Genomic DNA, 10,459 nt, shown 5'->3' on the forward strand with positions numbered 1-10,459 from the left:
CCGCGCCAACAGCTCGCGACAGTGTCACCTGGAGTTGACACCTACATTCCGTCCCGCAGAGCAACGGTTTTTGGTGGGATCGGCAATAGCTGCCGTCAATTCCCGTTGACAGTGTGCAAAAGCGGCACACCGGCAGAGACGACAATTCTGTAGCGCTGCAACTCTTTTTCTGCCAGCAGCTTGGGAGTCGGGCGCGGCTTCCGTTCTCCACTTCCGTGGGTGTGGCACGGTACCTGCGAAACTAGTTCCTCGCATCCGAGTCAGACTTGTGTCGTATCGCGGTCACAAGGAGAAGATCCCCACTATAGCCAGACGGAAGGTATTACTACAATGAGAGCAATCAAATTTAGCAGAACGATCCGTATTGCCGCCGCTGTGGCTCTGGCAACCTCTCTCTTCCCATTAGTTTCTGTTCGAGCGGGCGATTACCGCCGTGTCTATCGAGGACCGGTTCGGACCGTGCAGCAGACTCAACATATTCACTCCGTTCCCGTACAGGCTCAGACTCATATCCAGTCTGTCGTGCCATCAGCGATTCCCGCAGGAACTCCAGTAACCTCACAGGCCCCGCAACCTGTGACAACGCCGGTGGCGCCGTCGAATGTTGTTCCCGGCCCCATTGTGTCCCCGGTGCAGACTGTTCCAAACTCAACGGTGATCGGTACTCCTGTTTCGCCGTCGGGGTCGCACTACCGGGGAACGCTGCGTCACGAGGCCAATCACCCCGTCCCCAACCTGTTCCGTGCGGACAGTAAGATTCGCGGACTTCGACGCAACTAGTTCAGCGAGCCGTGGGCGCGCATTCCATTGCACCCTGCGGTTCTGAATGCCGATAATGCACGAGCCCCCTGCGATCTCGATCGCGGGGGGTTATTTTTTGTTCCCTGCAAGCCCGCCCGCATCCAGCCCCTGGAACAGTCCACGTGCGGACGAGTTGGCTTCGTCACTCGCGCGGGGAATTTCGCGGGCAGAACGGAACCCAGCAATTCCGATCGTTTATCAACGGCCAGTGAGGCGCTCACGCGCCGGGAACCGGGATCCCCACCCCAACCCCCAACCTGCGCAAGTCCAAGGCCAGTTGCACGACAGCCGGTTCCTTCGCCTTGGCTTCCACTTCCACCGTGATTCGCTGATCTCTCCAGCAGTCGGGGAAATCTTTCACGTCGATGAAGTCGTGGTGACGCTCGGGCTTGGGACCCTCCCAGCCTTCCAGGGGGCTTGAGAGGTGAAACATGGGTTCGCGGTCCCACGTCGCGAGCGCCTGACGGGTCGCTTCTTCCACCGTCAGACCGTCCGGATTGCAACGGTGATGATGCACGTCATAGACCAGTGGGATGCCGGTCGCCCTGCAAACGGGAAGCAGGTCCTGCGGCGTATAGGTGCGATCGTCATTCTCCAGTGTGAGTCGTTTTCTGGCCCTTAATGACAGACGATCGAAGTTCCGTACAAAATCGGCCATCGCTCTGGACTTATCGCCGAAAGCACCACCGCCGTGGATATTGACGACATCCGCAGCAACCCACTCCGCGACCATCGCCTGGTACTCAAGCTCCTGGAGAGAGGCCTCAACCACGTCGGGCCGTTGTGAATTGAGCACCACGAACTGGTCCGGATGGAAACAGGTCCTCAGCCCATGCTGCCGGACAAATTCTCCGCACGCCTGAAACCCGCGAACGATTTCTTCCGCACGGGGAAGTTCCTCAATCTGGTAGCCATAAGTCGGATGCGTTTTCAGAGGGAGGATCTGGCTGTTGACGCGAAAGCACCCGATGCCGGTCTCTGCGCAAAACTGCAGGGCGCGCAATAACGATTCCGCGTTAGAGAGGCAGAGCCCGGCCAACTTCGCCAGAGCCCCGGGCCTGTCCATTTTACCAATCGAAGCGGCGGTCGTCGTCGAGAACTTGATGGGTTGGTCCCGAAAGATACAGCAGAGGCCGAGTCGAATCACGAAGTCGCCTTCATTGAAGTCGTATCGCGATCCCTGTCCCACCGAGGCCACGAAAGCGAACGAAACATTATCCTGCTACAGCATAGGCAGCCATTTCTGATGTGCCAACCACCCCTCCGCAGCTCATTCGCCGAACCCACATTGAAAACACGACTTACGTCTAGACTGCACTTCTCCCTTGGGCAGTGAAGGACGAAGCCGGATGGCGATTCCGACCTCACGAATCCACTCAAGCGGGGGTGTCGAATTCCGCCAAAAATCGGTCTGTTCGCATTCGGAATCTTTCGTTAGGATCCGCCCCTCACCGGGCCGGACAGCTGTCCGATTGCGGTTTGTGCGTCGATCATGGATGACTCACGCTCCCGTTCAGGATGAACGCCCCCATCATGCGACAGATTAATCAATTCACACTCGTGCTGTTGGCTGCATGCCCACTCATGGGTCTTCCCGTGGAAGTGTCAGCTCAGCAATCGAAGCGACCTGCTGCGACGGCACAGACAACTCCACCGGCCAATAAGGCGGGCGCTCCCAGAGAAGCGGGCAAACACGCTCCCGTCGACAATCAGGTACGCCAGGCCTCGGACAAGCGGGCACGCCCCGAGCCGAAAGAGCTGCAACTTGACCCGCTCGACCCTCGACTGGTCGAGATTCTCGACGAGTGGGAAGCACACTCAGCGAAGATCAAATCCCTGCACGGCAAACATACCCGACGGGAATTCAACAAGACGTTCGAAGTCGAAAAAGTCTCTGAGGGTGAGTTCTTCCTGGAAACACCCGACAAAGGCCGTATCGACATCATGGCCAAACAGATTAAGAAGGGTGAGGTCAGCACGCGGAAAGGCCCGACAGGAACACCGTTTCAACTGCAGCCTGGCGAGTCCGAGCGGTGGGTCTGCACTGGCGAAGAGATTCTCTCGTTCAACATGGAACGCAAGGAATACACGCGCGACGAAATTCCCGCTTCACTACGAGGCAAGAATATCGTCCACAGTCCTTTGCCATTTCTCTTCGGGATGAAAGCGGACGAGGCCCGACAGCGCTTTAATCTGACCCTCGAAGGAGAAGGAAAAGACGGGTCCGTCAAAATCAAGGCGATTCCCCGGATGGATACGGACCGCCAGAACTACAGAGAGGCGTGGATCATCCTCGATACCAAACGGTATATCCCCACTCACGTCCGACTGATTGATCCCAGCGGCCTCGACACGATCTACGCGTTCGAGCAAGTCGAAATCAACGACACCGGCTTCCTGCGAAAACTGAAAGATCGGTTCCAGGACCCGTACCACCCGAGCCTGAAGGGATTCACGTTGGCCATGCCGAATGATATCCAGCAGGAGGGCGCCCGGATCGCTGGAGAAGAAAACCCCGCACGGGCGGGCAATGCAGTGAACCCCGCCAACCACCAGAAGAATACGTCTGGTCTCCGCTCGACCAAACAACCGGCACCATCGCGGACGACCAACTCCCCGTCTTCGACCCGAAAGCAGTAAACTCTCGCTACGACAACGGTCCCCTGACCTTGGTCAGCGTCCGAAAGGCCTCCCTCAACGGTTGACGGTGCGGTCTCGATCGTTAATCTTGCACTCACCGAATCGATCCATCTATTCCCACGGGATTGATTTGAGTGAGCCAAACGCGGGAAAACGTTCACGATCGCGATCGTGTGGAGGCCATGGACATGACGTCTGTCGCACAAGCCTGGGTACGTGTGGGAAAGGTTCCGTTCGGCAAAGGCGTTTTCGCCCGTCGAGACATCCCCAAAGGGACCGTGCTGGGAGAAGTGGACGGACGGGTCATCGATGACGCCAACTACGCCACCTCGTACTGCATCGATCTGGGTGGCACCTTGTCACTCGAACCGCGGGCACCGTTCCGTTTTCTCAACCACTGCTGCACGCCGAACAGCACGCTGTGCATCGCCGACGTGACCTACGAAGATGGCTCGCCAGCACCGTCAGAAGTGACGGTGGAAGCGCTGGAGGACATTCCCAAAGGGGCAGAAGTCACCATCGACTATCGGTGGGCCGCCTATGGAGCCATCAAATGTCTGTGCGGCAGCCCCAAGTGCCGAGGCTGGGTTGTGGCTGAGGAAGAATTGCCCAAGCTGCTCCGATCGCTCAAACGCAAAGCCAAGTAGCCCGCTTGACTGACACGCGAATTGGGATCGCCTGCTGGTGCGGTTTCGCACGCCCGCAGGCCAGGCAAAAGGGGGCAAAACTCCCGACCTGATCTGGTCTTGGCAGCCTCGTTGCTGACCTCTGCTTCACGGCGCTGTCGGACACCATCAAGCCACGCAACAATCAGACTCCTCTCCCGCGGCATTTTGAAGCGAGAAGAGGAGTCTAAAATCACCCGACGTCTGCGTCAGATCAGTTCTTGGGATCGAACGGCAAGGCCGACTTGTGAACACACAATCGCAGCTTGCCATCTTTGCCTCGTCGGAAAACGAATGTCTTGTCGACCATGATCTCATTGCCCGTGCTGTCGGTCAGGTAGACATTCCCCATCGTGATGGCGATGTCCCCGTGAATCTGCATCCCGTTCTCGGAAGCATTGTTGTCGTAACGAACCTTGGTCCACCCCTTGAGAGCGAACCCGCTGTCATCCGGAAAGTCCTTGCTTCCACCAACAAAGTACGACAAAGCCCCTTCCCGGGTCGGGCGGAAGGTGTTCTTACCGAAAGCTAATGTCGGTTTGAAGAACACCTTACCTTCCTTGTAGTCATATAAGTTATCGATGACCTGAATAGCAGCGCTGCGATAATCGCCACCCTCTTTGTGGACCTTTGAGATCTTCACCAGCCCGTCACACCACGCCTGCTGTGCGGCGTCCACTTCAGCTGCGGTGATTGGTTCAGCAGCAAAAGACACGTTCAAACACGCAAGCGACCCCATCAACGCCACCAAGAATCCAGCCAGATGCCGACGCGACGCGAAAGGAAACAAGGACATGATGCAGACTCCAGACAGAGGAACGAACCCGGAACAGGAAAGTGCGATCGAAACGATAACGCGACCAAGACAAGCCTATCAATCAGCTTTCGAACTTTTCCGTAATTTCCATTTTAAATACGAAAACGTCGCAGGAATAACACAACTCGCAGGCTCACACTCCAAAACAGCGACCGCAACTAACAAGCGAGGGCCGCAGGATTACCCGACTACGATCTTCATCGAGATCGTCATTACGGACCACATCGGACGCCTGCAACGCCTTCCGCCAGGTCTCTCCGAGACACTCAGAACGAGTACCACGACTTCGGGCAGTAAGGGACTTTCAGCGGGAACCTCTCAAGATGACGTCACCGACGACCGACGTCGCGAGTTTCGCTACCTGATCTGTTGCTGACGATCGAACAGGGCCTGGATCTGATCCTTCTCGGTCTCCAGAGGCTGATAGCCGAGAGCAAGATAGGCGTCATAGTTCGTCCAGAGGTAGGCAGACCGGCTGTTCAACTGTAGCACGGAAACAGGGGGATCCCCCTTGGGTGGCGAGATCTGCTGTAACTGGGCGGCAAAAATCACGCGCGGACTCTCGGCTGCCTCTTCGGCCTCCATCGCTCGTTTGAGCACCGCCGAATCAATTTCAATCCGGACGGTCACGCCATCGATCCGCATCGGAGCGTCAAGCATCACTCGGCTGGCCCCCTCCGCAGCAGGGAGCAGGTGCGAGTCAAAAACGACCCATGCGTCTTGATCGAGACTGGCCATGTGCAGCGGATCAGACTGCCCGGGCTTCGCGGAGGCGATGGCAGCCTCGAGGATGTCGATCAGCGAACTGGACGCGAGATTCGCGAGGGTCGTTGCCTCCTGACTTCGCCGCCGGATGTTCTCTGCCTCGGGATCCTTCCGTTTCAGCAAATCAACAGCCTGTTGAGCTTTCTTCAGTTCGACCGCGGCCAGTGCGAATTCGCCATTCTTCAGCGCCGTCAGCCCTGCTTCCGCAGCGGTGGCCGCCGTCGCTTTCGCGGCTTCAAACTGCTGGCGATACCACAGCCCCGTCGCGGTCAATCCGCTGATGAGAACAATTGCCACACCGATCAATCGAAGGGGCGTCACCAGCGGCGAGCGAGGCTCTTGCGGCAGTAAGGGCTCGGGCGTCTCTGGCGTGCCAACCTTCCGGTCCCTGCGCCCCCCTTTTTTTGAACCCCCTTTTGATGACGACGCTGCGGTGGAAGTGGAACTGCCAGCCTCGTCGATCACCAGATTCGGTGACGTTCTGCCCCCTTTCGTCTCTTGGGTCGACCGGGGCGTCAACGCCTTTGATTTGGCTCTGACGACAGGGCGAGGGTACACGTTCGCAGGCAGCACGAAGACGGGACGTTCACAGACTGGACAGAGAGGCTTTTGAAAGGTTGGAGTTCGTTGCCCTGTAACTTTGCCACCGCAATCGCATTCCACCTCGAAAGGTTCCGGCTGCGATTGCGGCTTCTTCTGAAAGAGTGACGTCGTTCGACTCAACCATCCAGCCATGCGTCCACCGTACGTACGAAGGTGCCCGGTCCAACCTCACCATTATGGATGCGAGATTAACAAAGTGCAAAGAAACTCCGGCCGGGACACCAGATCCGACATCACCTGTCAGACTTCTTTCTCGACGCGCGCCTCGAGATCAGACAATGCGATCATGGGACAATGTGAGTTCCGGGTCATGGCTTCGAGCGAATTGGGATCCTTGAACGCAGATCCGCTGATCACACAGACAATGTTCGCGTTGGGATCGAGCAGCCCCTCTCGAGCGGCCTTGAGGACTCCGGCCACAGCCGTCGAACCGGCTGGCTCGGCAAAGAGACCTTCTTCCCTGGCCAGACGCGACTGCACCTCATAGATCCACTCATCGGTAACGAGGTGTCCGGTCCCGCCACTTTGACGGCACGCCTCGATCACCAGATCCCCGTCGATCACCTGAGGTACCTGCAGACCACTGATGCGACTGGTGCACTCGACGGGAACCGCCGCTTTCGAACCCGCTTTCAGGGGCCCTGCGATGGTGTCGTTTCCTTCTGGCTGTACACACTCGATGCGAGGAGTTCGCTCGATTCGCCCTGATTTCACAAGCTGCTGAAATCCGCGTGCGATGGCCAGCACGAAGCCCCCACCCCCGGCCATGCAGAAGACATGGTCGATGGGCCCGTCGATCTGCTCGGCCATCTCGTGAGAGATCCCGTACACACCGCTCATGCCGACCGGGCTGAACGCAAATGCGCTGATCTGCATCTGCGCCTGAGGTCGTGAGCTGAGCTTTTTCAAGCATTCAACCACGCGATCGGACGTCTCGCTGTCGACTCCAAAATTCTTCACGCGGTACAGCTTCGCGCCGTAAGCCAGCATCTGACGCAGCTTACCTTCAGGCGCTTTTTCGACAATCGCAATCTCGCAGGTGATTCCCGCCAATGCACAATAGGCCGCCAGTGCCGCGCCGGTATTCCCGCTCGACGTGGCAATGCATTCGGTCTTGCCGTTAGCCACCATGTCGGAAACAGCCGCACACGCAAATCGGTCTTTGTAAGACCCGGTCGGATTCGTGAACTCCAGTTTGAAGAAAAGATTCTTCAGTCCGGCGGCGGGTCCGAGTCGGCGGGATCGAACGAGCGGCGTCCCCCCTTCGCCCAACGTCAATCGAGCCGCGGGGGGAACGGGTTCCATCCAGTCTGCGTAGCGCCACAATCCCTGATTCATCTTTTCTCCTGTTCGTTTCTCAAGCGGTTGGTTGAAGCCCCTGAATTCGCTTCCCGGTTCACATCCGGGATGAACTTGCAACGAGATCGGAGGCAGGTCTGTGACGCACGTTCAACGGGAAGAAGATCGATTTTTGACAGTGGCCGTCTCAGCAGATGTTGTGAACAGAAGAGTCCGGTTGATTCTGCATTTCTGCCAGCTTTTGCCACAGATTGGCACTCGCCCTGATACCGCGATGGAAGTCCGCAACGGAGAAATGTTCGTCGGGACTATGAAGGTTGTCGGTATTCTGCCCCCATCCCAGCAACAACGTGTCCAGGCCCAGTACGTCTTTGAACGTCTGAACAACCGGGATCGAGCCTCCTTCGCGAATCAGACGAACCTGATCAACGGCCCACGCTTCCTGGATGGCTGACTTCGCGGCTTCAATGTACGGGCTGTTCGGATCGAACACGAAGCCGGGACAGCCATGGTAGCTGGTGAATTCAAACTTCAGCGAATGTGGGCATTGGGACTTCAAATACTGATGCAGAGCTTCCGTCAGCTTTTCGGGGTTTTGATCCGGAACGAGTCGACAGGTGATCTTCACGGTCGCTTTGGACGGCACGATCGTTTTGGGCCCCGCCCCTGTGTAGCCACTGAACAGACCATTGACCTCGCACGTGGGTCGGGCCCAGCGCCGCTCCAGGGTCGAGAAGCCTTCTTCCCCTGCGACTTCGGTGATCCCCAGTTCTGCCTTGAAGGCCCCTTCATCGAAGTGCAGTTCGCTGAACAACTGCCGTTCCGAGGGCGTCAGCGGTTTGACGTCATCGTAGAATCCGGGAATACGCACTCGCCCCTGATCGTCGTGCAACGAAGCAATCAAACGGGCGATCCCCGTGGCCGGGTTCGCCACAGCCCCTCCGAAGACACCCGAATGCAGGTCTTTTGACGGCCCGGTCAAACTGATCTCGACCGCCACAATCCCTCGCAGACCGTAGGTAATAGCGGGCTGGTTGGGACCGTACTGACTGGTGTCGCTCACCACCGCCACATCGGCCTGAAGCCGGTCGCGGCGTGCATTGAGGAAATCTTCCAGGTTCCGGCTGCCAACCTCTTCTTCCCCCTCGATCACGTACTTCAGATTGACCGGAAGCTTTCCGATGGTTCGCAGCCACGCTTCGGCCGATTTGATGTGAGTAAACATCTGCCCTTTGTCGTCCGTTGCCCCACGTGCATAGAGGCAGCCGTGCCGCAGTGTTGGCTCAAAGGGAGGTGTCGTCCAGAGATCCAGAGGATCTGCTGGCTGAACGTCATAATGCCCGTAGACCAGAACCGTTGGCGCTCCTGGCGACTTGAGCCATTCGCCGTAAACAATGGGATGACCGGCTGTGGGGACAATTTCTGCTGTACAACCGAGATTGGCGAGTTGCCGATGGACGAACTCCGCCCCGCGCTGCAAGTGAGGTTTGCATTCCGGATCAGCGCTCACAGTGGGGATTCGCAGAAATTCCTTCAGCTCTTCGACGAAGCGTTCCTCATTCTGCGTCAAATACTCAGAGACTTGTGCATTTGTTGCCAAAATTCACTCCTTGATAACTGCTGCAGGGTGTCTGCGAATGTCCTGAGAACGGTGCCGTCGACTTCACGAAATTGCCTGCTGCCCAATCCTGGCCGATACGACGACGTGAGCCACGGTGAGTCCATCGAAAACAGAGGAACGATTGAAGACACCTGATCCAGGTGTCTCGAAGAGTTCGGGGGAGGATACAGGGATTGAAGGATTCGAGGAAGGAACGGTCTGCGGCATTTTTTCTGCTGATTTCATGCCAATGTTTGTCCCTCCCTTGCGTCTTCCGATAGAATACAGTCTCACACGCGATTCGGAATTGGCAGTAACAACCTTCACTGCTCTAATCCGATCGCCTTCATGATTCACTTCGGTGCATTTCGTCAGCGATCATCCTCGGCAGGAACCAGTGATATGGATTTTCCGGTATGTCCCTCGTGTCGTCAGTCAGTCATTGATGATGATGCTGTGGACTGTCCCTTCTGTGGAGCCTCGATGAAGGCCAAGCCGGGAGCGAAGGCCAGCCCCAAGCCGGCCGCTGCGGCTCCGGCAAAAGGGACCGCTGCGGCACCGAAAGCGGGTGCAGCCAAACCGGCGACCACGAAACCGACCCTGCCTGGTGACGACCTTCCTTTCGAATCGGAGCTGACCGCTGGCGCCACGGCGATCCCGGCATTGCCCAGTCCGACAAAACAGCGGACGCTGAAAGTCATCTGTCCGATGTGCGACACGCCGGGATATCTGCCCCCCTCTGCGGCGGGCAAAGATGTTCGCTGTGCCAACGCCAAGTGCGTAATGCCCGTGTTCACCGCACCTGCAGAAAAGAAAGAAGCCCCGCCTCCGCCCCCCGCACCTCCCAAGCCCAGCAAGCTCCCTTTGATCGGAGGGATCACGCTGGCGGTCGTGCTGCTGTTCGGAGTCGGCCTGTACTTCGCCTTCTTCTCCACTGGTAAGCCCAAGACCAAAGAACTGACCGAAGAAGAAAAACAGCTCATCGCCGAGATGGCTGCGGGAGGTTCGGCAAAGCTCCCGACCAAGGGGACTTCCCCCGCGAACGTCGGGCCGATTACCGGGCAGAAGAACCCCAAGACCAAAGACCAGAATCAAGCAGCCGCTCTGGGCGCGTCCAGAGACGAACTCATCAATTCAGTACTGAAGCAGATGAAAGATTCGTCGCTGGCCTCGGACCGTCAGCGCAGTAAACCTTTCTGTCGACAGCTTGCCGCCGAAGCGAACGCCGTGACGGGCAACCCCGGCGCGGCCAGCGAACATCTGGACCAG

9 protein-coding genes and 1 pseudogene are annotated in these 10,459 nt (G+C 57.7%); 5 read left to right on the forward strand and 5 right to left on the reverse strand.

Annotation, left to right across the window (positions count from 1 at the left end; translation table 11 throughout):
- The first annotated feature begins 330 nt into the window (after positions 1 to 330).
- On the forward strand, positions 331 to 780 hold the full coding sequence (locus VGE80_RS13985) for a hypothetical protein (protein ID WP_397568333.1): 450 nt from the start codon (positions 331 to 333) through the stop codon (positions 778 to 780).
- Positions 781 to 1,018: 238 nt separating this feature from the next.
- On the opposite strand, the gene uvsE is transcribed toward VGE80_RS13985, so the two are convergent.
- A complete protein-coding gene (gene uvsE, locus VGE80_RS13990) occupies positions 1,019 to 1,948 on the reverse strand; it encodes a UV DNA damage repair endonuclease UvsE (RefSeq protein ID WP_397568332.1) in 930 nt (309 codons plus the stop codon).
- 386 nt (positions 1,949 to 2,334) lie between these two features.
- Between uvsE and VGE80_RS13995 the strand changes: the two genes are divergently transcribed.
- Positions 2,335 to 3,441, forward strand: coding sequence for a hypothetical protein (locus VGE80_RS13995; protein ID WP_373649468.1), 1,107 nt, complete (start codon positions 2,335 to 2,337; stop codon positions 3,439 to 3,441).
- 188 nt (positions 3,442 to 3,629) lie between these two features.
- Positions 3,630 to 4,088, forward strand: coding sequence for an SET domain-containing protein (locus VGE80_RS14000; protein WP_373649469.1), 459 nt, complete (start codon positions 3,630 to 3,632; stop codon positions 4,086 to 4,088).
- A 232-nt stretch (positions 4,089 to 4,320) separates the two neighbouring features.
- Here the strand turns inward: VGE80_RS14000 and VGE80_RS14005 are convergent, their stop codons facing one another.
- Complete coding sequence (locus tag VGE80_RS14005) at positions 4,321 to 4,845, reverse strand: hypothetical protein (protein ID WP_373653833.1); 525 nt, start codon at positions 4,843 to 4,845, stop codon at positions 4,321 to 4,323.
- A gap of 55 nt (positions 4,846 to 4,900) precedes the next feature.
- Between VGE80_RS14005 and VGE80_RS14010 the strand changes: the two genes are divergently transcribed.
- Positions 4,901 to 5,299, forward strand: coding sequence for a hypothetical protein (locus tag VGE80_RS14010; protein WP_440593099.1), 399 nt, complete (start codon positions 4,901 to 4,903; stop codon positions 5,297 to 5,299).
- On the opposite strand, the gene VGE80_RS14015 is transcribed toward VGE80_RS14010, so the two are convergent.
- The 3 genes from VGE80_RS14015 to VGE80_RS14025 all read right to left on the reverse strand — a co-directional run bounded on the left by VGE80_RS14015 (position 5,281) and on the right by VGE80_RS14025 (position 9,190).
- On the reverse strand, positions 5,281 to 6,153 hold the full coding sequence (locus VGE80_RS14015) for a hypothetical protein (protein ID WP_440593100.1): 873 nt from the start codon (positions 6,151 to 6,153) through the stop codon (positions 5,281 to 5,283). The genes VGE80_RS14010 and VGE80_RS14015 overlap by 19 nt on opposite strands.
- A 378-nt stretch (positions 6,154 to 6,531) precedes the next feature.
- Positions 6,532 to 7,629 (reverse strand): pyridoxal-phosphate dependent enzyme, encoded by a 1,098-nt coding sequence (locus VGE80_RS14020; RefSeq protein WP_440593101.1) that lies wholly within the window; start codon positions 7,627 to 7,629, stop codon positions 6,532 to 6,534.
- A gap of 148 nt (positions 7,630 to 7,777) precedes the next feature.
- The gene (locus VGE80_RS14025) at positions 7,778 to 9,190 is read right to left on the reverse strand and encodes a dipeptidase (RefSeq protein ID WP_440593102.1); all 1,413 of its coding nucleotides are present in this window, start codon (positions 9,188 to 9,190) and stop codon (positions 7,778 to 7,780) included.
- Positions 9,191 to 9,592: 402 nt separating this feature from the next.
- Between VGE80_RS14025 and VGE80_RS14030 the strand changes: the two are divergent.
- Positions 9,593 to 10,459, forward strand: a pseudogene (locus VGE80_RS14030) (hypothetical protein); the annotation flags it as partial.

The organism is Schlesneria sp. (genome assembly GCF_036405755.1).
Lineage (GTDB): Bacteria > Planctomycetota > Planctomycetia > Planctomycetales > Planctomycetaceae > Schlesneria > Schlesneria sphaerica.